This is a genomic window from Salipiger sp. (assembly GCF_059781815.1).
The window spans coordinates 1-22,687 of record NZ_JBYNAH010000065.1 but is presented as its reverse complement, the minus strand read 5'-3'; the positions used below and the strand labels follow the sequence as shown (position 1 = coordinate 22,687).

22 protein-coding genes are annotated in these 22,687 nt (G+C 66.8%); 7 read left to right on the top strand and 15 right to left on the bottom strand.

Annotated features, from left to right (window positions below):
- The coding region (locus AC6RA4_RS09810) for a LysR family transcriptional regulator (protein WP_500159819.1) at nucleotides 1-275 on the bottom strand (275 nt) is incomplete at its 3' end.
- A 185-nt stretch (nucleotides 276-460) separates the two neighbouring features.
- Between AC6RA4_RS09810 and pcaD the strand changes: the two genes are divergently transcribed.
- The 5 genes from pcaD to AC6RA4_RS09785 are packed head-to-tail and all read left to right on the top strand — an operon-like array spanning nucleotide 461 to nucleotide 3,944.
- Nucleotides 461-1,249 carry a 3-oxoadipate enol-lactonase gene (gene pcaD / locus AC6RA4_RS09805; protein ID WP_500159817.1) on the top strand — a complete coding sequence of 263 codons (789 nt, stop codon included), beginning with the start codon at nucleotides 461-463 and terminating at the stop codon, nucleotides 1,247-1,249.
- Nucleotides 1,242-1,628 carry a 4-carboxymuconolactone decarboxylase gene (gene pcaC / locus AC6RA4_RS09800; RefSeq protein ID WP_007794729.1) on the top strand — a complete coding sequence of 129 codons (387 nt, stop codon included), beginning with the start codon at nucleotides 1,242-1,244 and terminating at the stop codon, nucleotides 1,626-1,628. Before pcaD ends, pcaC begins: the two co-directional genes overlap by 8 nt.
- Entirely contained in the window at nucleotides 1,625-2,350 is a 726-nt protein-coding gene (pcaH, locus tag AC6RA4_RS09795; RefSeq protein ID WP_500159815.1) for a protocatechuate 3,4-dioxygenase subunit beta, read from the top strand. Before pcaC ends, pcaH begins: the two co-directional genes overlap by 4 nt.
- Before the next feature lie 4 nt (nucleotides 2,351-2,354).
- Entirely contained in the window at nucleotides 2,355-3,047 is a 693-nt protein-coding gene (locus AC6RA4_RS09790; RefSeq protein WP_500159813.1) for a protocatechuate 3,4-dioxygenase subunit alpha, read from the top strand.
- Nucleotides 3,048-3,107: 60 nt separating this feature from the next.
- Nucleotides 3,108-3,944: a 3-oxoadipate:acetyl-CoA acetyltransferase gene (locus AC6RA4_RS09785; RefSeq protein ID WP_500159811.1), complete on the top strand. Its 837-nt coding sequence runs from the start codon at nucleotides 3,108-3,110 to the stop codon at nucleotides 3,942-3,944.
- Between the two features lie 255 nt (nucleotides 3,945-4,199).
- Here AC6RA4_RS09785 and AC6RA4_RS09780 read toward each other — a convergent pair whose 3' ends face one another.
- On the bottom strand, nucleotides 4,200-5,099 hold the full coding sequence (locus AC6RA4_RS09780) for a helix-turn-helix domain-containing protein (RefSeq protein ID WP_500159809.1): 900 nt from the start codon (nucleotides 5,097-5,099) through the stop codon (nucleotides 4,200-4,202).
- Between the two features lie 57 nt (nucleotides 5,100-5,156).
- Between AC6RA4_RS09780 and pobA the strand changes: the two genes are divergently transcribed.
- Nucleotides 5,157-6,335 (top strand): 4-hydroxybenzoate 3-monooxygenase, encoded by a 1,179-nt coding sequence (gene pobA, locus AC6RA4_RS09775; protein WP_500159807.1) that lies wholly within the window; start codon nucleotides 5,157-5,159, stop codon nucleotides 6,333-6,335.
- 115 nt (nucleotides 6,336-6,450) lie between these two features.
- Here the strand turns inward: pobA and AC6RA4_RS09770 are convergent, their stop codons facing one another.
- From AC6RA4_RS09770 to cyoA, 10 genes are all read right to left on the bottom strand, one after another.
- Complete coding sequence (locus tag AC6RA4_RS09770) at nucleotides 6,451-7,503, bottom strand: 3-carboxy-cis,cis-muconate cycloisomerase (protein ID WP_500159805.1); 1,053 nt, start codon at nucleotides 7,501-7,503, stop codon at nucleotides 6,451-6,453.
- 93 nt (nucleotides 7,504-7,596) lie between these two features.
- On the bottom strand, nucleotides 7,597-8,796 hold the full coding sequence (locus tag AC6RA4_RS09765; RefSeq protein WP_500159803.1) for an OpgC family protein: 1,200 nt from the start codon (nucleotides 8,794-8,796) through the stop codon (nucleotides 7,597-7,599).
- Nucleotides 8,783-10,570, bottom strand: coding sequence for a glucans biosynthesis glucosyltransferase MdoH (mdoH, locus tag AC6RA4_RS09760; protein WP_500159801.1), 1,788 nt, complete (start codon nucleotides 10,568-10,570; stop codon nucleotides 8,783-8,785). Before mdoH ends, AC6RA4_RS09765 begins: the two co-directional genes overlap by 14 nt.
- 11 nt (nucleotides 10,571-10,581) lie before the next feature.
- Nucleotides 10,582-10,749: a hypothetical protein gene (locus AC6RA4_RS09755; RefSeq protein WP_500159799.1), complete on the bottom strand. Its 168-nt coding sequence runs from the start codon at nucleotides 10,747-10,749 to the stop codon at nucleotides 10,582-10,584.
- Nucleotides 10,746-12,377 (bottom strand): OpgD/OpgG family glucan biosynthesis protein, encoded by a 1,632-nt coding sequence (locus AC6RA4_RS09750; RefSeq protein ID WP_500159797.1) that lies wholly within the window; start codon nucleotides 12,375-12,377, stop codon nucleotides 10,746-10,748. The genes AC6RA4_RS09755 and AC6RA4_RS09750 overlap by 4 nt, the downstream gene beginning before the upstream one ends.
- A 379-nt stretch (nucleotides 12,378-12,756) precedes the next feature.
- Nucleotides 12,757-13,476: an SURF1 family protein gene (locus AC6RA4_RS09745; protein WP_500159795.1), complete on the bottom strand. Its 720-nt coding sequence runs from the start codon at nucleotides 13,474-13,476 to the stop codon at nucleotides 12,757-12,759.
- A 64-nt stretch (nucleotides 13,477-13,540) separates the two neighbouring features.
- A complete protein-coding gene (cyoD, locus tag AC6RA4_RS09740) occupies nucleotides 13,541-13,924 on the bottom strand; it encodes a cytochrome o ubiquinol oxidase subunit IV (RefSeq protein ID WP_500159793.1) in 384 nt (127 codons plus the stop codon).
- Nucleotides 13,924-14,583, bottom strand: coding sequence for a cytochrome o ubiquinol oxidase subunit III (gene cyoC, locus AC6RA4_RS09735; protein ID WP_500159791.1), 660 nt, complete (start codon nucleotides 14,581-14,583; stop codon nucleotides 13,924-13,926). Before cyoC ends, cyoD begins: the two co-directional genes overlap by 1 nt.
- Nucleotides 14,580-16,574, bottom strand: coding sequence for a cytochrome o ubiquinol oxidase subunit I (gene cyoB, locus AC6RA4_RS09730; protein WP_500159789.1), 1,995 nt, complete (start codon nucleotides 16,572-16,574; stop codon nucleotides 14,580-14,582). The genes cyoC and cyoB overlap by 4 nt, the downstream gene beginning before the upstream one ends.
- Nucleotides 16,564-17,706 (bottom strand): ubiquinol oxidase subunit II, encoded by a 1,143-nt coding sequence (gene cyoA, locus AC6RA4_RS09725; RefSeq protein ID WP_500159787.1) that lies wholly within the window; start codon nucleotides 17,704-17,706, stop codon nucleotides 16,564-16,566. The genes cyoB and cyoA overlap by 11 nt, the downstream gene beginning before the upstream one ends.
- Before the next feature lie 396 nt (nucleotides 17,707-18,102).
- Between cyoA and htpX the strand changes: the two genes are divergently transcribed.
- The gene (htpX, locus tag AC6RA4_RS09720) at nucleotides 18,103-19,050 is read left to right on the top strand and encodes a zinc metalloprotease HtpX (protein WP_500159785.1); all 948 of its coding nucleotides are present in this window, start codon (nucleotides 18,103-18,105) and stop codon (nucleotides 19,048-19,050) included.
- Between the two features lie 21 nt (nucleotides 19,051-19,071).
- Here the strand turns inward: htpX and AC6RA4_RS09715 are convergent, their stop codons facing one another.
- The 3 genes from AC6RA4_RS09715 to AC6RA4_RS09705 are packed head-to-tail and all read right to left on the bottom strand — an operon-like array spanning nucleotide 19,072 to nucleotide 22,077.
- Complete coding sequence (locus tag AC6RA4_RS09715; protein WP_500159783.1) at nucleotides 19,072-20,592, bottom strand: PhnE/PtxC family ABC transporter permease; 1,521 nt, start codon at nucleotides 20,590-20,592, stop codon at nucleotides 19,072-19,074.
- Entirely contained in the window at nucleotides 20,561-21,223 is a 663-nt protein-coding gene (locus AC6RA4_RS09710) for an ATP-binding cassette domain-containing protein (RefSeq protein ID WP_500159781.1), read from the bottom strand. The genes AC6RA4_RS09715 and AC6RA4_RS09710 overlap by 32 nt, the downstream gene beginning before the upstream one ends.
- Nucleotides 21,220-22,077, bottom strand: coding sequence for a putative selenate ABC transporter substrate-binding protein (locus AC6RA4_RS09705; RefSeq protein WP_500159779.1), 858 nt, complete (start codon nucleotides 22,075-22,077; stop codon nucleotides 21,220-21,222). The genes AC6RA4_RS09710 and AC6RA4_RS09705 overlap by 4 nt, the downstream gene beginning before the upstream one ends.
- Between the last annotated feature and the right edge of the window lie 610 nt (nucleotides 22,078-22,687).

Here is a 22,687-nt window from a genome sequence, read left to right as displayed (position 1 = left end):
CGCCCGAGCTGTTCGACCTCGTCGAAGCCCTGCTGCAACGTCACGAGGCTGCGCTCGGCGAAATGCAGGAAGACCTCGCCCTGCCGGGTCAGCGCAATGCCGGCGCGGCTGCGGGTCAGCAGCGGCGTGCCGAGGATGTCCTCGAGCTCCTTCAGCGTCTTGGAGATCGCGGGCTGGGTGACGAACAACGTCTCTGCCGCGCGCTTGAGGCTGCGCTGACGCACGATCTCGACGAAGCTCTGGATGTGCCGGAACTTGATGCGGCGGTCGATCATGGCGTTACTTGCCCTTTTGGTTAAGTTAAGCGGCCTCGATCTCATTTTACTTTCAAATCATCGTATGTGAAGACTTGGTCCGAGGCGCAGGCCAGCCTTTCTTCGGAAAAGGGCCTGCGAATGGGAGCCTGAGACACGCCGCCGGATCCGTCCGCCGCGTGCGACCACCGAGGAGAGCCACCGCCATGCGCAGCCTGCACGCGAACGGGATCGATCTGCATTGGCGCGAGGACGGCGACCCGCAAGGCGCGCCGGTCGTGTTCGCCAATTCGCTCGGCACCGATCTGCGGCTTTGGGACGACCTTCTGCCTCTCCTACCCGAGGGCTTGCGGTTGATCCGCTACGACCTGCGCGGCCACGGCCTCAGCGGCTGTCCCGCAGCGCCCTATGACATGGACACGCTGGTCTCGGATGCCGAGGCGCTGATCGCGGCGCTGGGCCTCGAGACCCCGGTCTTCGTCGGCCTGTCGATTGGCGGCATGATCGGGCAGGGGCTGGCGGCGCGCCGACCCGGCCTGCTGCGCGGGCTGGTGCTGTCGAACACCGCCGCCAAGATGGGCGAGGCCACGATGTGGCAGGCCCGGATGCAGGCGATCCGCGAGGACGGGCTGGCCTCTATCGCCGACGCGGTGATGCAGCGCTGGTTCGCCCCCGCCTTCCTGGAAACCGACGCCCTGCCGGCGTGGCGCACCATGATGTGCCGCACTCCGCAGGAGGGCTATCTTGGCTGCTGTGCCGCCATCGCCGGCACCGACCTTGCCGCCAGCACCGCCAAGCTTGCGCTTCCGGTGCTCGGCATCGCGGGCTCGGATGACGGGGCGAGCCCGCCCGAGCTGGTCAAGGGCACCATCGACCTGATCGACGGCGCCCGCTTCGAGATCATCGACGGCACCGGCCATCTGCCCTGCGCGGAAAAGCCCGACGCCTACGCAGAAATTCTCACGCATTTCCTGAAGGAGATCGGACATGTCTGATCGTTACGACACCGGCATGTCGGTGCGGCGCAGCGTGCTGGGCGACGCCCATGTCGACCGCGCCGAAGCCGCCAAGACCGAGTATGACCTGCCCTTCCAGACTCTCATCACCGAGAGCGCCTGGGGCACCGTCTGGGCCTCCGACGGCATCGCCCGCCGCGAGCGCTCGATGCTGACGCTGGCGCTGCTTGCCGCGATGGGCAATTTCGAAGAGATCCCGATGCACATCCGCGCCGCCACCCGCACCGGGGCCTCGCGCAGCGACATTATGGAAGCCTTCCAACACGTCGCCGTCTATTGCGGCGTGCCCAAGGCCAACCATGCCATCAAACTTGCCAAGCAAACCTGGGCAGAGCTCGATCAGGGAGAGGATTCATGAGCCAAGCAGAATTCTACCAGCGCGACCGCGAACGCCATCCGCCGGCGCTGACGCCGGATTACAAGACCAGCGTCATGCGCAGCCCGCGCGCCGCGCTGATCTCGCTGCAGCAGTCGGTCTCGGAGATCACCGGCCCGGTCTTCGGCCACAACGACATCGACCCGATCGACAACGACCTGATCCACAACTACGCCAAGGGTGGCGAAAGCGCCATCGGCGAGCGGATCATCGTGCATGGCCGGGTGCTGGACGAGAACGGCCGCCCGGTGCCGGGCACCCTCGTCGAGGCGTGGCAGGCCAACGCGGGTGGTCGCTACCGCCACAAGAAAGACACCTACCTCGCGCCGATCGACCCGAATTTCGGTGGCTGCGGCCGCACGATCACCGACGAGAACGGCTATTACTTCTTCCGCACCGTGAAGCCCGGCGCTTACCCGTGGCGCAACTGGGTCAACAACTGGCGCCCGGCCCACATTCACATGTCGGTCTTCGGCACCAGCTTCTCGCAGCGCCTGATCACCCAGTGCTACTTCGAGGGCGACCCGCTGATCGCCAAGTGCCCGATCGTCAAGACGATCCCGACGCAGGACGGCATCGACAGCCTCGTCGCGGCGCTTGATCTCAACGCCACCGTGCCGCTGGACTCGATCGCCTACAAGTTTGACATTGTGCTGCGCGGCCGCCGCTCGACCCTGTTCGAGAACCGTCTGGAGGGGAACTGATCCAATGGTGCAGAAACTCGACTACCTGAAAGAGACCCCGTCGCAGACCGCTGGTCCCTACGTCCATATCGGCCTCGCGCCCGGTGCCGCCGGCTTCGACATCTACCGCCAAGAGCTTGGATGGGACATTGCCGGCCCGAACGCCAAGGGCGAGCGCATCCGCATCGAGGGCATCGTCATCGACGGCACCGGCAACCCGGTGAAGGACGTGCTGATCGAGGCATGGCAGGCCAACGCGGAGGGTGTCTACGCCCATCCAGAGAGCGAGGGCGAGGTCGAAGAGGGCTTCCGCGGCTGGGGCCGCGTGATCACTGATTTCGAGACCGGTGAATGGGGCTTCGACACCGTCAAGCCGGGCCCGGTGAAGGCGCGCAAGCCGCTGGGCACCGGCCCGCTGCACCCGCCGGCCCATGCCGGTGATGACTGGCTTGGCCGTGGCGACGAGGGGCATGAGGACATGGCCCCGCATATCAACCTCTGGATCGTGGCGCGGGGCATCAATATCGGGCTCAACACGCGGCTCTATTTCGACGACGAGGAAGAGGCCAACGCCAAGGATCCGGTGCTGAACCTGATCGAGTGGCACAACCGCCGCCCGACGCTGATCGCCAAGCGCGGCGAGCGCGACGGCAAGGTGGTCTACCGCTTCGACATCCGCCTGCAGGGCGAGGGCGAGACCGTCTTCTTCGACATCTGAAACATCTGATTTCCGGCGCCGCCTTCAACGGGCGGCGTCTGCTTGCTGAAAGGGACGACCATGGGGAAACCCTGCATCATCTGCGTCGCGATCACCGGATCGCTGCCGACCAAGGACAACAACCCGGCGGTGCCGATCACCGTCTCGGAACAGATCGAGAGCACGCAGGAGGCCTTTGAGGCCGGCGCCACCATCGCGCATTGCCACGTGCGCGACGACGAGGGCAAACCGACCTCGGATCCCGAGCGCTTCGGCAAGCTGCTCGAGGGGCTGAAGAAGCATTGCCCCGGCATGATCGTGCAGCTCTCCACCGGCGGTCGCTCCGGTGCGGGGCAGATGCGTGGCGGCATGCTGCCGCTCAAGCCCGACATGGCCTCGCTCTCCGTGGGCTCGAACAACTTCCCGACCCGCGTTTACGAGAACCCGCCGGATCTCGTAGACTGGCTGGCCTCGGAGATGGTGGCCTACGGTGTGAAGCCCGAGATCGAGGCCTTCGACCTCAGCCACATCCTCAAGGCCCACGAGATGTGGGAGAAGGGCCAGATCGCGGCGCGCCCCTATGTGCAGTTCGTCATGGGCGTGAAGAACGCCATGCCGGTCGACCGCATGGTGTTCGACTACTACATCCAGACCGTGAAGCGGCTCTTCGGCGAGGAGGCCGCCTGGTGCGCCGCCGGTATCGGCCCGAACCAGATCGTTCTGAACGAATGGGCGATCTCGCAGGGCGGCCATGCCCGCACGGGCCTCGAGGACAATGTCCGCATCGACCGCAACACGCTGGCCCCCTCCAACGCCGCGCTGGTCACCCGTGCCGCCGAGCTCTGCGACAAGTACGAGCGCCCAGTGGCCGACTGGCAGACCGCCCGCGAGATCCTCGGGCTGCCGCTGGTGGCCTGAGCAGGGTTGGATTGAAGCCGCGCGAGCGCCGGACCGTGGTTTGGCGCTCCGTGCTTCGAGCCTCTTGTTTTATCCCTGCCAGATCCGAAGGACCTCGACCCGCAAGCGCGGATGTCACCAAAGCGCCAGACCGCGGGGACGGTCCGGCGCTCGCACGGCGCCCTGCGGGCTTGATTCCGCGCGTAGGCGCACCCGGCGAAAGAGAGGGCCGGCGATGGCGCGGCTTCGCGCTCTATCCGACGAGACGCGCCGACCCTACTCCGCCGCCCGCTCCCCGGAGACCCGCGCCCGGTAGGCGCTGGGCGTCTCGCCCATCCGCAGCCGGAAACGGCGCGAGAAATAGGGCGGGTCGGCATAGCCCAGACGGTAGCCGACCTCGGCCACCGGCAGCCGGGTGAAGGCGATCAGGCGGCAGGCCTCGGTCATCACCGCGGTCTCGAGATAGGCGGTGAGGCTCATCCCCGCCGCGCCGCGCACCACCCGGTTCAGATGCCCGGTGGTGACATGCAGCGCCGAGGCATAATCCCGGGCGCTCCAGCCCGCGGCCAGATGCTCGGTGATCAGAGCGTCGAGCTGCTGCATCTGCCGGTTGGGATCGCGCGGCGATGGCGCGGTGGCGGTGCTTTCATCGGCAAGCACCGCCAGCAGCGCGTGGGTTAGTGCCACCAGACGCTGCGCGCGAAAATCACCATTCGAGCCATAGGCGGCAACAATCGAGGCCAGCAGCGCGTTTGCCCCCTCGGACAGCGCGCCGTGCCGGTGCGTGCCGAGCCAGTCGCTCAGCGCCGGGGTCTTTGGCCCGAGGCGCGCCACCACCGGCGAGGGAATTGACAGCACGGTGCCCTCGGTGCCGCGGGTGAATTCGAAGCCATGCACGATTTGCGGGGGAATATAGAGATATTGCCCCGGTTCGAGCCGTGTCTCCGCGCCATCGAGCGTGACCCGAGCCGCGCCAGACGAGATCTGGAAGACCTGCGCCATCTGGGTGTGGCGGTGCGGCGAGATCACCCAGCCATGCAGTCCGGCGCGGTCGAGAACCGCCTCGCAATGCACCACGTCGGGAAAGGCGGTGGTTTCCCCGAAGAGGTTGAAGATGGGGATATGTGCCGGCTGGTTCATGCGCGAATAGTACCATTCAATGAAGCTCCCGTCCATTCGCGCCAGGCCTCGCGCGGGCTAGGGTGAGGCAACGAAAACGGGAGGAACTCGCGCATGACTACCCTCAAGACCCAGGTCGCCATCATCGGCGGCGGCCCCTCTGGGCTGCTGCTGTCGCAACTGCTCAACAAATCCGGTGTCGAGACCGTCATTCTCGAGCGCTCGACCCGGTCGCATGTGCTGTCGCGCATCCGCGCCGGCATTCTCGAATGGGGCACGGTCGAGCTGTTGCGCGCCGCCGGGGTCGATGCCCGCATGGACAAGGAAGGCATCCCGCATGACGGCTGCTACCTGACCGATGACGAGCTCATGGTGCATATCGATTTCAAGGAGCTCACCGGCAAGCAGGTCATGGTCTACGGCCAGACCGAGGTGACCGCCGATCTCTACAACGCGCAGGACGCCATGGGCACGACCGTGCTGCACGAGGTTTCGGACGTGTCGATCCACGATCTCGACCAGCCGAAATCGCGCGTCGAGTTCACCCACGCGGGCGAGCGCAAGGTGCTGGAATGCCTCTATGTCGCCGGCTGCGACGGCTTCCACGGCGTGTCGCGCAAGACCATCCCCGAGGAGAAGCGCGCCGAGTTCGAGCGGGTCTACCCGTTCGGCTGGCTCGGCATCCTGTCGGAGACCCCGCCGGTCAATGACGAGCTGATCTACTCGAACTCCAAGCATGGCTTCGCACTGGCCTCGATGCGCAACGAGAACCTCGTGCGCTACTACGTGCAGGTGCCGCTCACCGACAAGGTCGAGGACTGGTCCGACCAGCGCTTCTGGGATGCGTTCAGCAGCCGCCTGCCCTCGGAGGCCGCGAGCCGCCTGATCACCGGCCCGTCGATCGAGAAATCCATCGCGCCGCTGCGCAGCTTCGTTTCCGAGCCGCTGCGCTGGGGCAACCTGTTCCTCGTCGGCGACTCGGCGCATATCGTGCCGCCGACCGGTGCCAAGGGGCTTAACCTTGCCGCCTCCGACGTGTTCTACCTGCACAGCGCGCTGATCGAGGCGGTGAACGGCAAGGGCACCGGCGGGATCGACGACTACTCCTCGAAGGCGCTGGCGCGGATCTGGAAGGCGATGCGCTTCAGCTGGCAGATGACCACCATGCTGCACCGCTTCGACGGCGAGGACGCCTTCGCCGAACAGATGCGCAAGGCGACGCTGGATCATCTTGCGCATTCCGAGACCGCGCGGCGCGATCTGGCCGAGAACTATATCGGCCTGCCGTTCTGAGCCGTGTCACACGTGAAAGCAAACCCCGCCGCGAGGAGGCTCGCGGCGGGGTTTCTTTTGCGGGCTCGACTCCGGCTTTCGAAGCGATTGGGCGGTGCCTGCGAGAGGGCTGGTCTTAGTCCGCCCCGAGCCGCGTCACCTTGCCCGCGATGTCCTGCGCCACGGCGAGCGCGCGCGCCGTGGTCATCAGCATTTGCGGCAGCACCATCCATTCCAGCGTCCAGGCCACGCCCGAACGCTCCTGCTCGTGAAGCATGGCGTGGTGCATGGCGCTGACCTGCGTGGCGTTGTAGCGCGCCAGCGTCACCAGAAGCTCGGCGGCGACCGGGTTCTGCTTGTGCGGCATGGCGGAGGAGCCGCCGCCGCCCGAGAGCGCGATCTCCTCGATGCCCTGCTGCGCCATCAGCGCCACGTCGGTGCCGATCTTGCCCAGCGTGCCGGTCACCAGCGACAGGAACGAGGCATAGCCCGCGATGCCCTCGCGCATGGCGTGCCACGCCTTGGCCGTCGGCGCGAGGCCCAGCTCCTGCGCCACCGCGGCGACCACCGCGTCGGCCTTGTCGCCAAGCGCCTTGCGATCGCCCGAGGCGCCGCCGATCTGCACAAGCTCGACCTGCGGGCGCAAGGCGGCGAGGCGCTCGCGGTGCCCCGAGAGCGGCAGGCGCCAGGCCAGCAACCGGTCGCGCACGGTGATCTCGGTGGCCGCCTGCATCCGCGTGCGGCCCATCAGGGGCGTATCGCCAAACCGGGCCTCAAGCGCGGTAAGCGCCTCGTCGAGCCCGGCGAGCCGCGCGTCGATCAGGTTCGAGGCCTCGCGCAGCGTCAGCACCAGCGCGGTGTCGACCACATCCTGCGAGGTGGCGCCCTTGTGCACCGCCTCGGCGGGCGCAATCGCCTTGAGCTGCTTCACCAGACGCGGCACCGGCACCCCGTCCTGCGCCATGCCGGCGGCAATGTCGGCAAAGTCGATCTCGGCGCTCTCGATGGCGGTGGCGGCCTCGGCAGCCTTCTCGGCGTCGAAAAGCCCGGCGGCCCCGCAGGCGCGCGACCAGGCCGCCTCGAAGGCGAGCATCTGGGCCATCTGGCGCTCGGGCGAGAGCAGCGCGGCCATCTCGGGATCGTTGAACAGCCCCGACAGCCAGGGGTGGTCGAAAACGGCGCTGGTCATGGGGGTGCTCCTCGGTCGTGCCGCCCCGGTTTACAGCTTTCCGGGGCGGATGACAGGGCTGGGAGCGCTACCTGCTGCGGGATTCTCGGGGCCTTAGCGGCCCGCCAGCGCGCGGCGCGCGGCGACCGGCATCTGCGGCAGGATCGAGGTCGAGGACGCGCCATGCTTCTTGCGCTCGGCAAGCCATGCTGCGGTGAGCATCACGACGACGCCGATGGGCAGCACGAGCCACGGCAGCAGGGCCGAGCCGGGCAGGGTGGCCAGCACCACCTGCAGCATCAGCGAAGTCAGCGTACCGACCGAGAACACCAGCAGGCCGTGCTTGCCAAGCAGCCGAAGCGGCGCGGCAGCTGTAGTGCCGCAGAGCTTGCGCACCTGAGGGATGCAGGACAGCACGTAGAGCAGCGCCAGAGCGTGCAGCATCCGGGGCATCGCCACGAAGGTCTTGTCGTGCGAGGTAAAGTGGAACGGCACCCCCGCAGCACCGAGCCGGGCCATCTGGTGGTTGAGCACCTCGCCGAGCCCCGGCAGGTAGCGCCACGCCAGCACCAGCACCAGCCAGCCGAAGGCAAGCCAGAACAGCGTGCGCGAGTAGGGCACGAAGCGCGTGCCTTTGCGGGCCTGGATGCCGGTGAGCAGCCCGGCGACGAAAAGGATCTGCCACGCGAACGGGTTGAAGAACCAACCGCCGGGGTTGGGGTGGTTGGGCAGGTTCAGCCGCCAGAGCCCGGTGACGAACCACAGCAGGGCCGAAAGCCCGGCCAGCACCCACGGGTGCCGCATCCCCAGCACCACGGCGAAGGGCGTGACCAGCAAAAGCACGCTGTAGGCGGGCAGGATATTGACGTAGCCGATCTGGTGCAGCAACGCCGGCAGCGCCGCGAGGGTCTCGCCCGGGCGCTCGAAGATGGCGCTGAGGTTGTTCTTCTCGAGCAGCTCGGGAAGGCCGAAGACATCGGCGCCCACGGCAAAGATCGCGATGCCCCAGAAGGTCAGGAAGATATGCGCGAGATAGAGCGTCCACGCCCGCTTCCAGACCGGCTGGGCGGCCTCGATGAAGGGCTTGCGGGCGAAGGCGCTGGAATAGGCCAGACCGGCCGCGATCCCCGACATCATGAAGAACGCTTCGGCCGCATCCGAGAAGCCGAGGTTGCGGATGGTGAGGTATTCGTAGGGGTTGCCCGGCACGTGATCGACGAAGATCATCAGCAGCGCGAGGCCGCGGAAGGCATCGATGCGCGGGTCGCGCTCGCGCTTCGGCGCGGGGATGGCGGTATGATCAGGCCGCGACATCTGCGGGCACTCCGGTCGGGGGGGTATCGGGCGATTGCGGCGCCGGGGCGTTGCGGCGCATCAGCGCGCGGTAGCGGGCGACCACGGGCGCGGGCGTGGCCTCATCGGGCACGCGGAACAGCGCATGGGTCAGCGGGCGCGAGGTCCAGGCGATGAGCAGCGGCGCGAGGATCATCGGCACGCAGACCGGCAGCAGCCACGGCACCAGACCGGCGGAGAGCAGGTAGACCGCCGCCAGACCGACCACGCCGGTCGCCACGATCCACGCGCTGGCCTTGAAGGCCTCGCCGAGGTTGAGCCGGCCCTCGCCGCGGGCATTGGCGGGCCAGCCGCCATCGCGCCCCATGAACACCTGAATTACGGCGCGCAGCTGGTACATCATCATCACCGGCGCCATCAGCGAGCTGAGCAGGATCTCGAGCACCAGCGAGGCCAGCGCCTTGCCGGTGCCGCCGAAGCCGCGCACCCGGCCGGTCGCCACGGCGTCGATCAGGATCGCGAGCTTGGGCAGGATCAGCAGGCCCACGATGCCGATGGCCAGCGCGGTGATCTCCTTGGTGCGGTCGCTCGGGAACACCGGGAAAAGCTGGTTGGGCTCGGGGAAATAGTCAGGCGCGGGGGCCATCACGGTGGCGGCGATGGAGACCAGCAGGAAGCTCGCCCACAGCACCGAGACCACGTAAGAAAGGATGCCCTGGAAGAACACGAAGCGGCTCCACGGCGCGAGGCCCGGGGCCAGCAGCAGGCGGATGTGCTGCAGGTTGCCCTGGCACCAGCGGCGGTCGCGCTTGGCGTAGGAGAGAACGTTTTCCGGGCCTTCCTCGAACGAGCCGTCAAGCGAATGGTCGACCCGCACGCTCCAGCCGGCGCGCGCCAGAAGCGCCGCCTCGACATAGTCGTGGCTCAGGATGTGCCCGCCGAAGGGCGGCTTGCCCGAGAGCTCGGGCAGGGCGCAGCTCTCGGCGAAGGCGCGGACGCGGACGATGGCGTTGTGGCCCCAGAACGGGCCGGTGCTGCCCTGCATGCGCTCGAGCCCGCGGGTGAAGATCGGGCCGTGAAAGGCGGCGGCGAACTGCATGGCGCGGCCAAACAGCGAATGCGCGCCGACGATGCGCGGCAGGGTCTGGAACAGGCCGAGCTTGGGGTCGGCCTGCATCTCGGCGATCATCGCGCGGAGGGTTTCGCCTTCCATCAGGCTGTCGGCGTCGAGGATCACGGCAAACTCGTAGGCCCCGCCGGAGCGCCGGATGAAATCCTCGATATTGCCTGCCTTGCGACCGCTGTTGTCGGTGCGGCGGCGGTAGAAGGTGCGGCCCGGGCCGCTCTGTCCGGCGAGCAGTCGCTCGAAGGCCGCGACCTCCTCGGCTGCGGCCTCGGGCTTCTGGGTGTCGGAGAGCACCGCGATATCGAGCTTCAGCCCGGCATTGATCGCCGAGGCGTGCATCGCCTGGATCCGGGTGAAGGTGGCGACCGCATCCTCGTTGCAGATCGGCACGAGCACCACGGTGCTCGGCTGCTGCCCGACAATCTCGGGGCGCTTGCGGGCACTGGCGTGGGGCAGGCCGGTGAGGGCGAGCATCGCCCCCCAGGCCAGCCAGCCGGTGGTCACGAAGATGAGCAGCGTGCGCAGCCCGTCGAGCAGGTCGAACCCGTCGGTGGCGCCGGCCTCGGCGACCAGCGCCGAGGCGAGCGACGCCAGCAGCAGGGCGCAGGAAACGGCCAGCGTCCGCACGAGGACGGTCCGCCTGTCGGGGGCAGGGGCAGCTCTCATCATCGAAGGGATCCTCAGGCGCGCGAGCGCTTCCAGAACAGCCGCAGAAGCGACCACTCGGACGACCGCGGTTCGGCCTCGAGGACCTGGCGCGGCATTTCGAGAGGCGCGGCGGGGGGTTCCCAGCCGGCTTCGGTGACGGATTGGGTGGTGTTCGTCTGCATGTCAGGCGTCTCGATCATTGCTTGATCCATTGATACAACCATGTCTCAGTCAAAGTTCGGCCGTAGCCCTTAAGGGAGGCCTTCAGCTCGACGGCTGATCGGGGCTCTCCCTCGACGTCGATCACGAGCCGCCAGATGTCGGTCCCGCTGATCCGCGACAGGGAGGTCTGCTTGACCGCGCCCTGTTGCACAGTGATTTCCGGTACAACCTCGGCATCCGGAGAAAGGTTCCGCAACAACCCACCGGAGAAATCCACGACGAACTTTCTATCGTCGGCTTCCTTCTCCACGCCCGAGACGCCACCCTCGCCGGTGCGCGTGCGCAGCACCTGGCCAAGCTCTTCGCCACGGTCGCCCGGCGGGGTCATGCCCCAGTGCAGGCGGTAGGAAAATTCCAGCGCGTCGCCGGCACGGGCGGGATCCTCGGGCACCCAGTAGGCGACGATGTTGTCATTGGCCTCGAGCTCGGTCGGGATCTCGAGCAGGCGCACGGTGCCCTTGCCCCAGTTGCCCAGAGGCTGAACCATCAGCGACGGGCGCTTTTCGTAATGTGCCTGCGCGTCGAGATACTGGTCGAAGCCGCGCTCGCGCTGGACGAGGCCGAAGGAGGTCGGGTTCTCGGCGCCGAGATAGGAGCTGGCAAGGCGCGAGGGGTTCTTGAGCGGGCGGTAGAACGTGGTCTCCCCCACGTTCAGAACCAGCGCGCTGCTGTCATGCACCGACGAGCGGTAATCGTAGAATTCGCCCGGGTCGGCGCCGTCGAAAAGGAACATCGAGGTCAGCGGCGAGATGCCGAGCTGCGCCACGTCGTTGCGCATGTAGAGCCGCGCGGTGACGTCCATCGTGGTGGTCTGTCCGGGGGTGATGACGAAGCGGTAGGCGCCGGTGACCGAGTTGCTCTCGAGCGCGGCGTAAAGCGTCATGTGATCGGCGCCGGGGCGCGGGCGCTCGAGCCAAAACTCGGTGAAGCGCGGGAATTCCTCGCCATCCGACAGGCCGGTGTTGATCGCGAGGCCGCGGGCGCTGAGGCCGTAGACGTTGTCGCGGCCAAGCGCGCGGAAATAGCTGGCGCCGAGGAAGGCGACGAGCTCGTCCCAGGTGTCCGCGCGGTTGAGCTGGTTGTGCAGGCGGAAGCCGGCGACGCCGGGCATGTCGAGATCCTGCGGCACCTCGCCCTCGTAGGAGGAGTAATCGAAATCCTCGACGCCGAAAGCCATCGGCAGGGCCTGCCCGTCGACCACCTCGTGCATCCGGATCGGCTCCTTGAAGAGCCAGCCGAGGTGGAAGGCGTGCAGGCGGAAGCGCGCGGCGTCGTCATCGGCCCAGCGGGCGTGGTCCTTGTCGAAGCGGATGCGCTGGTAGGCGTCGTAGCCAAGCTCGGCAAGGAAACCCTGCACCTGATCGGGGCTGGAGGGGTCGGACTTGCTGGCCTCTTGCATGCGCTCCGACAGCAGGTCGAAAGAGAATTCGGCGCCAGGGGCGTCCTGAACCGGGGTGGCGGCGTCCTGTGCGAAGGCTGCGGGCGCCAGCAGGGCGGCGGGCATGGCGCTGCACAGCGCGCCGATCATGGTCCGGCGGGTAAGGGCGCGGGCAGTGTGATCACGAGACTCCCGGCGGTGCGGGTGGGGGGTTCTCTGTGCGGGCATCTGTCTTTCCATGTCGTTGATCACAAATTTAAAGTCCGCTCTTACCGGAAGGCCATCCGTCACAGGACACATGCGCGCGCCTTTGCCGACCGGCCGGCAGATGGCGCCGTGGCACCGCCGATGACCGGTCGAGAACGCGTCAAATGACATAGAGGTTCCGCCAAAAAACCGGACCGGCGAGGGAAAACGCTCGCCGGAACATCGGATGCGCGAAAAGTCGCACAACCAGACCGCGAAAGATGCGCGAATGCCATGATTTTCAGCGATTTAGGGGGTGTGTGCCGGTTGTTTGGACCGGTTTGAATCCGGCGCTCCGCAGCGCCCTGACAGCAGGCTGTCGTCTCGGTTTGGGATGTTCATAGCCCCGGCAAACGCCTTTTCAACGCGACCGCAGCTCCTGCCTGAGAATCAGCGCATAGCCGCTCAGCACCAATACGCCGAGTGCAAACCAAGTCAATGCGTAGCTTAGATGGCTGTTGCGGAACGACACAACGGTCTGCCCGCCGCGGGGCCAGCCCTGAGTCCCGGTCCTCTCGGCATCGACGAAGTAGGGGGCGGCGCGCGCGAAGCCCTTGGTCTCGGTGATTGAGCCGATGTCGCGGCGATACCAGAGTTGCTCGTCTGGGTTGTTAGCGCGCGAAAACAGCCAGCCCTTGTCTTCCGACATACGCAGAAGGCCGGTCACCGTGGTTTCGCCCTCGATCCGCGAGATGTCGCCGGACTGGGCGCGTTCGAGCGGAACCACGCCGCGATTGACCATGACGATGGTGCCGTCGTCGCGCTCGAAGGGCGTCAGCACCCATTCGGCGGGGCCGTAATCGGAGGGGGTGTAGATCAGCACCTCCTCGTCGTTGAGGAAGCGCCCGGTGAGGGTCACGCGGGTGTACTCGTCGTCAGCGGAGGTGATCTCGGGCCAGGCCTCGGGGCCGGGGGCCGGGACCGGCTCGGCATGAATGCGGCTGTCGACGCGCTCGATCAGGTCGAGCTTCCAGTGCAGGCGCTGGATCTGCCAGATCCCGAGGCTGGTGAAACCGGCGATGCCGATGGCGGCGATCAGCGTGACGACGATCAGGCGGGGCCAGCGGACGGTGCGGGACATGGGGCAACCTCTGGAAAGCAGTCAGGGCCCCGCAGGGCCCTGACGGTTGGTCTTGGATATAGGGTCAGCCCTGCTGGGACTGAAGGCTCTTCATCTGTTCGATCTGCTGATCCATCTCGTGCATCGGCATCATGTTTTCGTTCATGTTGTGCATGACCCAGAGCGAGCCGGCGAGAACGATCACGAGGATGATCACCGCGAAGATCGCGGCGAAGAAGTTCCAGCCTTCCTCGCTCGAGCGCTTCAGGTGCAGGAAGTACACGAGGTGCACGATGATCTGCACCGCGCCCAACCCCATGATGATCCCCACGAGGGTGGAGCGCGCCATGTCGACCTCGGCCATGACGAGGTAGAACGGGATGATGGTCAGGATCGCGGCGAGCGCGAAGCCGATCATCAGTTGGCCCATGGTGCCGTGATCATGTGCGTGGTGGGTATCGGCGGACATCAGATCAACCTCACGAGATAGACGAAGGAGAATACCCCGATCCAGACCAGATCGAGGAAGTGCCAGAACATCGACAGCGTGCCGAGACGCTGCATGTTCGGCCCGATGAGCCCGTGCATGCGGATCTGCACCATCAGGGTGATGAGCCAGATCAGGCCGCCGGTCACGTGCAGGCCGTGGGTGCCCACGAGCGCAAAGAACGACGACAGGAAGGCCGAGCGATCGGGCCCGGCACCGAGATGGACGAGGTGGTTAAACTCGTAGACTTCCATCCCGATGAAGCCGGCGCCGAACAGCGCCGTCACCGCCAGCCACAGCAGCGTGCCGTTGGTGTCGGCCTTGCCGGCGCGCAGCATGGCGAGGCCGAAGGTCACCGACGAGAACAGCAGCAGCGCGGTTTCGATCGCGATGAAGCCGGGCTCGAACAGGTCCTTGGGGGCGGGCCCGCCGGCATAGTTGCCGCCGAGCACCGCGTAGGTGGCGAAGAGCGCTCCGAAGATCACGCAGTCGCTCATCAGGTAGATCCAGAAGCCGACGGGGGTGGGGCTGGAATGGGCGTGGGCATCCTCGTGAGGACGGGCCTCACGGGCGTGATGCATCGGGCGCTCGGCCAGAGGCTCCACCATGGATTGCTCTTCCGCGTAGGTCGCGCTGCTCATGCGAGGGCTCCTTTCGCCTCGGTCTGGCGCACTTCATCCGCAGGGATGTAGTAGTCGCGGTTGTAGTTGAAGGTGTGGGCGATGCCGATGGCGAGCATCGCGACGAAGGCCGCGATGGCGAGCCACCAGATGTACCAGACCATCGCGAAGCCGAAGATCAGCGCGAAGGCGGAGATCACCACGCCCGACGCCGTGCCCTTGGGCATGTGGATCGGCTGGTAGTCGGTCGAGAACTGGTAGTTCTCCTTCTTCATCTGCCAGAACGCCTCACGGCCGACGACGCTGATATCCTCGGGGAAGTTGTACGGCGCCGGCGGCGACTGGGTCGCCCACTCGAGGGTGCGCGCATCCCAGGGATCGTTGCCGCAGGCGAGGCGCTTGCGGTCGCGGATCGAGACGTAGAAGTTCATGAAGTTGCACAGGATGCCGGCGAGGATCAGCAGCGCGCCGATGGCGGCGACGATGAAGTAGGGCTGCCAGCCCGCATCCGGATAGCTGTTCATGCGGCGGGTGACGCCCATCAGGCCAAGCGCGTAGAGCGGCATGAAGGCGACGTAGAAGCCCACGAACCACAGCCAGAAGGCGCGCTTGCCCCAGACTTCGTCAAGCTTGAAGCCGAAGGCTTTCGGCCACCAGTAGGTGACGCCGGCGAACACCGCGAACACCACGCCGCCGATGATAACGTTGTGGAAGTGCGCGATCAGGAACAGCGTGTTGTGCAGCTGGAAGTCGACCGGCGGGATCGCCAGCATGACGCCGGTCATGCCGCCGATGGTGAAGGTCACCAGGAAGCCGATGGTCCAGAGCATCGGCACCTCGAGCCGCACGCGGCCCTTGTACATGGTGAACAGCCAGTTGAAGATCTTCACGCCGGTGGGCACCGCGATGATCATCGTGGTGATGCCGAAGAACGTGTTGACGTTCGCCCCGGAGCCCATGGTGAAGAAGTGGTGCAGCCACACGATGAAGCTCAGCACCATGATGCAGCCGGTGGCCCAGACCATGGTGCGGTAGCCGAAGATCGGCTTGCGCGAGAAGGTCGAGACGATCTCCGAGATGATGCCGAAGCAGGGGATGATGAGGATGTAGACCTCGGGGTGGCCCCAGATCCAGATCAGGTTCACGTACATCATGGCGTTGCCGCCAAAGTCGTTGGTGAAGAACCGGAAGTCCATGTAACGGTCGAGCGTCAGCAGCGCGAGCGTGGCTGTCAGCACCGGGAAGGCGGCGACGATCAGCACGTTGGTGATCAGCGCGGTCCAGGTGAAGATCGGCATGTCCATCAGCTTCATGCCCGGCGCGCGCATCTTCACGATCGTGGCGATCATGTTGATGCCCGACAGGGTCGTGCCGACACCGGCGATCTGCAGCGCCCAGAGATAGTAGTCCATCCCCGGCCCGGTGCTGTAGCTCGATCCCGACAAGGGCGGGAAGGCCAGCCAGCCGACGCGGGCGAACTCCCCCACGAAGAGCGAGATGTTGACCAGCAGCGCCCCGGCCACCGTCATCCACAGCGAGAAGTTGTTGAGGAACGGGAAGGCCACGTCGCGGGCGCCGATCTGCAGCGGCATGACGTAGTTCATGAAGCCGGTGATGAAGGCCATTGCCACGAAGAAGATCATGATCACGCCGTGGGCGGTGAAGACCTGGTCGTAGTGGTGCGGGGGCAGCCAGCCCTCGTTGCCGCCGGCGGCCATCGCCTGCTGGCCGCGCATCATCAGCGCGTCGGCAAAGCCGCGCACCATCATGATGAAGGCGAGCACCATGTACATGATGCCGATCTTCTTGTGGTCCACCGTGGTGACCCAGTTCTTCCAGAACGGCACCCAGAGGCGGAAATAGGTCATCAGGGCAAAGACCAGCAGGCCGCCGAGGGCGACGCCGGCGAAGGTGCCGATGAGGATGGGCTCGTGGATCGGGATCCAGTCGAGCGTCAGCCGACCGAAGATCGGCGAAACGGTTTCAGCCGGTTGGATGTGCTCAGATGCCATTGGTGTCTTTCTCCGTCTGAGTCCCGAACGGGCTGCAGAGCGCGTTGGGATCCATTGCCAGAACGTAGGCGAGGGCGTTGGGCTGCTCGGTGCCGTTCAGGGCTTCGTGGTCGGTGCCATGCTCGGTGCCGTGACCGCCGTGGGTCGGAAGCGGGGGCAGCTCGATGCGGTTGCCAAAGCCGTCGATGGTGCGGGCGCGGTCATAGCTGTAGGCCGCCGCATCGCCGACGCCCTCGAGGCCGCCGCCGCCCATGTTGTCGACCATCATCATGTGGCCCATGCAGACCTTGCCCTCTTCCACGCACATCTCGACGATGCGCCCGAAGAGGCCGTCTTCCACCGAGCCGTAATGGCTCACCGGCACGTTCATGCTGGGCTCTTCGAGCGCGAGGTAGGTCTCGCGGGTCAGCGGCCCGGCCTCGGCGCGGATGCCCTCGACCCAGGCGTCGAACTCTTCGTCGCTGGTGGCGGTGGTGTCGAACACCATGCCGGCGAAGCCGGGGCCCGAGTAATGCGCGCTGCGGCCCGGGTAGACGCCTTCCTCATCGGCGATGAGGTGCAGCTTGGTCTCCATGCCGGCCATCGAGTAGACCATGCCGCCGAGCGCCGGGATCGACAGGGTGTTCATCACCGTCGAGGAGCTCAGGCTGAAATTGATCGGACGGCCCGCCGGCACGACCAGCTCGTTGACCGAGGCGATGCCCTGCTCGGGGTAGATGAACAGCCATTTCCAGTCGAGCGACACCGCCTGGATCTCGACCGGCGCGCCGGCCTCGAGGTGATCGAGCGGGCGGTAGGGGTCGAGCCGGTGGGTGTAGACGTAGGTGTAGTAGCCAAGCGCAACGATGATCAGGATCGGAACGCCCCAGACCACTGCCTCGAGCTTGTTGGAGTGCTCGAACTCGGGATCGTAGTCGGAGGTGTCCTCGCGGTCGGCGCGATACTTCAGCGGGAAGTAGACCGACATGAACAGGACGGGGAGGATGACGATCAGCATGAGCAGGACGGAGATGATCAGCAGGTCGCGCTGCTGATCTCCGACCCAACCCGCTGGCGACAGGACGTCGTACTGACAGCCGGAAAGCGCGAAAGCGCCTGCCGCGGCCAGCAGCAGATTTCGGATTCTAAACAAGACTGTGCCTCTTTTTCGGTGCCGGTCCCGCGGACGAAAGGGGGGAGAGCCCACGGGCCGAAACGCTGTTTGCAGGGCGCGATCTAACGCGGTCCTCGTGCGCGGTCAGTGCGACGCACGGTCGCGACACGGGGAAAATTGGTCAATTTTCACAGGGATTTGAGAATTGATAACTGCGCCGTGCATCATTCGTGTGCAAAAGATGACAGATCGACGCAGATTTTTGCGCTAGCGCTGACAGTCCGGCTCTCTGGAACCGGGCGCGGGGGCGGTCGCGCGACTCGCATGGAGCAGCTTGAGGGCTATAAGGCGTGCGGCGCGGTCCATTGTGCCGCCGCGTGGCCACCCTATATCTTTCTCGTTCTAGCCCTGTCGGAAACAGAGAGGTCCGCGCCCGTGGGATATTTCAAGACTGCGCTGCTGATGGCCGCGATGACGGCGCTCTTCATGGGGCTCGGCTACCTGCTGGGCGGGTCGGGCGGCATGGTGATCGCGCTGGTGGTCGCCGGCGCGATGAACGCCTTCACCTGGTGGTCGTCCGACAAGATGGTGCTCAAGATGCACAACGCCCGACCGGTGAGCGGCAATGACCGCACGGGGCTGGTGCAGCTGACGGCGGATCTGGCGCGCAACGCCGATCTGCCGGTGCCGGCGGTCTATGTGATCGACACGCCGCAGCCCAACGCCTTTGCCACCGGGCGCAACCCGCAGAACGCCGCCGTCGCGGTGACGACCGGCCTCATGCAGCGCCTCTCGCGCGAGGAGCTGGCGGGGGTGATCGCGCACGAGCTGGCACATATCAAGAACCACGACACCACCATTATGACAGTCACCGCGACCTTCGCCGGTGCAATCTCGATGCTGGCGAACTTCGCGCTGTTCTTCGGCGGGCGGCGCGAGAACGGGCTCGGCATCGTCGGGACCATCGCGATGATGATCCTCGCCCCGATCGCCGCGGCGCTGGTGCAGATGGCGATCAGCCGGACCCGGGAATACGCCGCCGACAAGGCCGGGGCGCAGATCTGCGGCGATCCGATGTGGCTGGCCTCGGCGCTGGCGCAGATCCAGTCCGCCGCGTCGCGCATCGACAACGACGCCGCCGAGCGCAACCCAGCCACCGCGCATATGTTCATCATCAACCCGCTGCACGCCCACAAGCGCGACAACCTCTTCGCCACCCACCCGGCGACCGAGAACCGCATCGCGGCGCTGCGCCAGCTCGCCTCAGAGATGGGAACCGGCGGCGCCCGCGTGCCCGAGCCGCCGCGCGGTCCGTCCGCGTCCGCCCCGTGGGGTGGCGAAATCCGTCAGCCGCCGCGCGATCGTTCGGGGCCTTGGGGATGATAATCGGGCTGACCCGGCGGATCAGCAGCACTCGTCGCGGAAGTGGCGCGCCTCGCCGCGCCCGGTGCGCCGCCGCAATGCGCGCGAGATCCGGTCGATCGCTGCCGTGAGCAGGCCGGTCACCAGCAGAAGCACCAGCGCCCGGTCGAGCCGCAGCTCGGCCAGCGCGCTGTCGATGTAGAAGCCCAGCGTGGCGATGCCCAAAAGGCCCATGACGGCGGTCTCGCGCAGGATGATCTCCCAGCGATAGAGGCAGAGCGCGATGAACGGCCCCGAGAGCCTCGGCGCCAGCTCCCAGCCCCAGAGCGTCAATCCGCGCGGCGCGTCGCGGCGCAGGCTCGGCAGGATCTCCTCACCCTCGCGGCCCAGCAGATGCGCGATGATCGCGCCGTTGTGCAGCGCCAGCGCAAGGATTGCCGGCAGCATCGACGGCCCGAAGACCTGCAGAAAGAGATAGGCCAGCATGTATTCCGGGCAGCTGCGCAGGATCACCAGCCCGAGGTGCCCCGCCATCCGCCCCGCCCGCGAGGTCACCCGCGGCACGATCAGCCCGAAGCCCGCGAAGGCCAGCGCGCCCGTCAGGGCCAGCGCGATCTGCGCCACCAGCACCGTGGCGATGATGCCGGGCAGGGCCTCGCTCAGCAGCAGCGGGCGCAGCCACTCCCAGAGCGCCGCCCCGTCCCAGCCGTCGCGCAGCGGTGCCGGGACGATGTCCTGCGTGAGAAACCGCATCAGCGCGCCCGAGCCCATCGGCGGGCTCTTGATCAGCGACAGCGTCACGACCGAGGCCAGCAGCCAGAGCGGCGCCAGCACCGGGCGCATCCAGAGCCGGATCGTTGCGATCAGCACCACGTAGCAGATCATGATCGCCGAGGCCGCGCCGTAATCGCCAAGCCGGAAGAAGCTGTCGAGCTGGAAGCCCAGCGTCGGCAGCCCGACAAAGCCCAGCACGGCGCTGGCCCGCATGCCGCATTCGAGGCGGTAGAGCGTGTAATGCTTCATCACCGCGAGCGCGAGCGGCGCGCGGGCATAGAGAAAGCGCGACAGCGTGTCGGTGCCGCGGGGCAAGACCTGCGCCGGGCGCGGATCGGCCTCGTCGAGCTGCTCGGAGAAGACCTTGGCGAAGATCCCGGCATAGGGCAGGGCGATGGCCAGAACGCCGGTCATCGGCGCGATGCCCATCACCTGCATCAGCATCAACGCCCAGAACAGCTCGTGCACCGAGCGCAGCGCGATGCAGAGCCAGCGCACCCCGCGCAGATGGTAGAACGGCGCCAGCACCAGCCCCGCGGAGGCGCCAGCGGCGACGCCGGCCACCGCGAAGGCCACGGTCAGCCAGATGGCGCGGCCGATCTGCTCGACGGCGGAGAAATCGGGGCGCAGGAAGCCCGAGAGCATCCGCAACAGCGCCGCACCGGCATCGTGGCTGCCAAGGCTCAGGTCGGCAAAGGGCAGCGCCAGCAGCGCCAGCACGACAAACAGCGTCAGCACCCGGGGCCGGGTCCAGCGCTCAGCCTGCGTAGAGCGCGGCAATCTCGGCATCGCTCAGATCCCCGGGGGCGGCGTCAAACAGGATGGCTCCGCGGCGGATGCCCACCAGCCGCGTGGCAAAGCGGCGCGCCAGCGCCACGTCATGCAGCGCCAGCATCGCGGTCTCGAACCGGGCCTGCGCCTGCTCGAGCAGCACGCCGGCCTGTGTCTCGTCGACCGCCGAGACCGGCTCGTCGCCGATCAGCACAGCGCCGCCGCGCCACCAGGCCCGCGCCAGCGCCACCCGCTGCTTCTGCCCGCCCGAGAGCGCATGCACCGGGCGGTCGATCTCGTCGGCAAGCCCCATCGCCGCCAGGACCTCGGCCACGCCGGCGCGGTCGCGCGTCCGCACGCGCAGCAGGTTGGTGAGGTTGTAGAGCGCCCCGTGATCGTCGAGGCGCCCCATCAGCACGTTGCGCAGCACCGACAGCTGCGGCACCAGAGCGTGATCCTGCGGCACGAGCGCCACGCGATGCGCCGGCGCCAGCCGGTCATGCACCGCGTTCAGCAGCGTGGACTTGCCCGCGCCGCTGCGGCCGAGCAGCACGACGCGCTCGCCCGGGGCCAGCGCGAAGCTCACCTCGGGCAGAACCGCCCTGCGCCCGTAGCCGAGCGTCTCGTTGTCGAGGATCGTCAGGCTCATTCGATCAGGCCAAGCTCCTTGGCGGTGTCCTCGATCGGCTGGAAGTCTTCGTTGGCGGCGGGGATGAAGGCCTCGCGCGGGAAGGTCGCCAGCAGCTCGGGATCGTCCATGCCGATCAGCGCCGCCTGCACCTTGTCGGCAAAGCCCTCGCCAAAGCGCGCGTCGACATCGCCGCGGATGGTCCAGTTGTAATCGGGGTAGGGCGGGGTCTGCCAGATCACCTTGGCGGTCTCGACCTCCGGCGCGCCTTCCGCGACGGCCTTGTCATAGACGGCGAAGTTCAGCGCGCCGATCTGCCAGGCGCCGGAGGCCACCAGCCGCAGGGTCTGCGAGTGGTCGCCGGAAAAGCCCACGCGGTCGAAGAACGCCTCTGGCGCCTCGCCGGTCTCCTTGCGGATCCAGTATTCCGGCATCAGGCGGCCGGAGGTCGAGGTCTTGGCGCCGAAGGTGAAGGACATGCCCTTGGCGTCTTCGGGGAAGGTCTCCGACGGCTCGAGCCCGGTCTCGGTATTGGCGATGAAGTAGCTCACGAAGATCGGGTCTTCCTTGCCCTGCGCGATGGCGCGGGCATCCGGCACCGCGAGCCGGGCCTGAACGCCGGTCAGGCCGCCGAACCAGGCGAGCTGGATCTGGTCATTGCGGAACGCGGTGACCGAGGCGGCGTAGCTCTTCACCGGCACGAACTCGACATCGACGCCAAGCGCGCCCTCGAGATAGTCGGCGACCTTGGAGAAGCGCTCGACCAGGCGGGTCTCGTCCTCATCGGGGATGGCGGAGAAATAGAGCGTCTCGGCCGAGGCCCCGAGCGCGGTTGTCAGGGAGAGCGCGAGGGCGAGGGAGGCGGTACGGATCATCGGACGGGTTCCGGTACTGTTGCGGTTTTTGGCCCGGAGGCGGGCATGGCGGTTGCCTGCGCGTTTACCGGACAAAATGCAAGGGACGCGCGGGCGGCGGGCCCGCGCGGCCGGGAATGCCGCGTGACTTTGTGAGGGGCTGCGGGGGGAATTTGCTGCGATAGCCTGTCGTCCGCCGGAGCGGCCTGAAATGGGCCCGGTATATGATGTCTCCTGAAGTGTTCCCGATCCGGGGGGGCCGCGGCTGCGAGGCGGTGCTTCTCTCCCGAGTGCGGCGATGAGAGGCTGCCCCGAGTCGGCGCCCGGGCATTATCTTAGGCCGGGCGACTCACGACATGGCCAGCGACGAGTCGGGGGCATTTGTGGTCCCGGTTGTTAGCGACCCCAACATCTAGCGGCCGGTCTGCGACTCTCTCTCGCGACCCGGTCTCGGGCGGCTGTCTGTGCCGTTGGGGAAGGGGGTTGTGTCGGGTGTGTGTAGCGAAAAGTTTTCTGTCTAAGTGTCTCCAATCATGTGTGAATTCATGTTTTTGGCGTCTTGTGTGACGTTTTTCCAAAAAAGGGGTTGCGGGTGTTGGGCGGTATCCGTAAAAGCCCCTTCACCGGCGGC

Excerpts from the sequence above, each read along its gene's own strand:
- pcaD (WP_500159817.1), top strand. The coding sequence starts at position 461 with ATGCGCAGCCTGCACGCGAACGGGATCGATCTGCATTGGCGCGAGGAC.
- pcaC (WP_007794729.1), top strand. The coding sequence starts at position 1,242 with ATGTCTGATCGTTACGACACCGGCATGTCGGTGCGGCGCAGCGTGCTG.
- pcaH (WP_500159815.1), top strand. The coding sequence starts at position 1,625 with ATGAGCCAAGCAGAATTCTACCAGCGCGACCGCGAACGCCATCCGCCG.
- AC6RA4_RS09790 (WP_500159813.1), top strand. The coding sequence starts at position 2,355 with ATGGTGCAGAAACTCGACTACCTGAAAGAGACCCCGTCGCAGACCGCT.
- AC6RA4_RS09785 (WP_500159811.1), top strand. The coding sequence starts at position 3,108 with ATGGGGAAACCCTGCATCATCTGCGTCGCGATCACCGGATCGCTGCCG.
- AC6RA4_RS09780 (WP_500159809.1), bottom strand. The coding sequence starts at position 5,099 with ATGGACGGGAGCTTCATTGAATGGTACTATTCGCGCATGAACCAGCCG.
- pobA (WP_500159807.1), top strand. The coding sequence starts at position 5,157 with ATGACTACCCTCAAGACCCAGGTCGCCATCATCGGCGGCGGCCCCTCT.
- AC6RA4_RS09770 (WP_500159805.1), bottom strand. The coding sequence starts at position 7,503 with ATGACCAGCGCCGTTTTCGACCACCCCTGGCTGTCGGGGCTGTTCAAC.
- AC6RA4_RS09765 (WP_500159803.1), bottom strand. The coding sequence starts at position 8,796 with ATGTCGCGGCCTGATCATACCGCCATCCCCGCGCCGAAGCGCGAGCGC.
- mdoH (WP_500159801.1), bottom strand. The coding sequence starts at position 10,570 with ATGATGAGAGCTGCCCCTGCCCCCGACAGGCGGACCGTCCTCGTGCGG.
- AC6RA4_RS09755 (WP_500159799.1), bottom strand. The coding sequence starts at position 10,749 with ATGATCGAGACGCCTGACATGCAGACGAACACCACCCAATCCGTCACC.
- AC6RA4_RS09750 (WP_500159797.1), bottom strand. The coding sequence starts at position 12,377 with ATGCCCGCACAGAGAACCCCCCACCCGCACCGCCGGGAGTCTCGTGAT.
- AC6RA4_RS09745 (WP_500159795.1), bottom strand. The coding sequence starts at position 13,476 with ATGTCCCGCACCGTCCGCTGGCCCCGCCTGATCGTCGTCACGCTGATC.
- cyoD (WP_500159793.1), bottom strand. The coding sequence starts at position 13,924 with ATGTCCGCCGATACCCACCACGCACATGATCACGGCACCATGGGCCAA.
- cyoC (WP_500159791.1), bottom strand. The coding sequence starts at position 14,583 with ATGAGCAGCGCGACCTACGCGGAAGAGCAATCCATGGTGGAGCCTCTG.
- cyoB (WP_500159789.1), bottom strand. The coding sequence starts at position 16,574 with ATGGCATCTGAGCACATCCAACCGGCTGAAACCGTTTCGCCGATCTTC.
- AC6RA4_RS09715 (WP_500159783.1), bottom strand. The coding sequence starts at position 20,592 with ATGCCGAGATTGCCGCGCTCTACGCAGGCTGAGCGCTGGACCCGGCCC.
- AC6RA4_RS09710 (WP_500159781.1), bottom strand. The coding sequence starts at position 21,223 with ATGAGCCTGACGATCCTCGACAACGAGACGCTCGGCTACGGGCGCAGG.
- AC6RA4_RS09705 (WP_500159779.1), bottom strand. The coding sequence starts at position 22,077 with ATGATCCGTACCGCCTCCCTCGCCCTCGCGCTCTCCCTGACAACCGCG.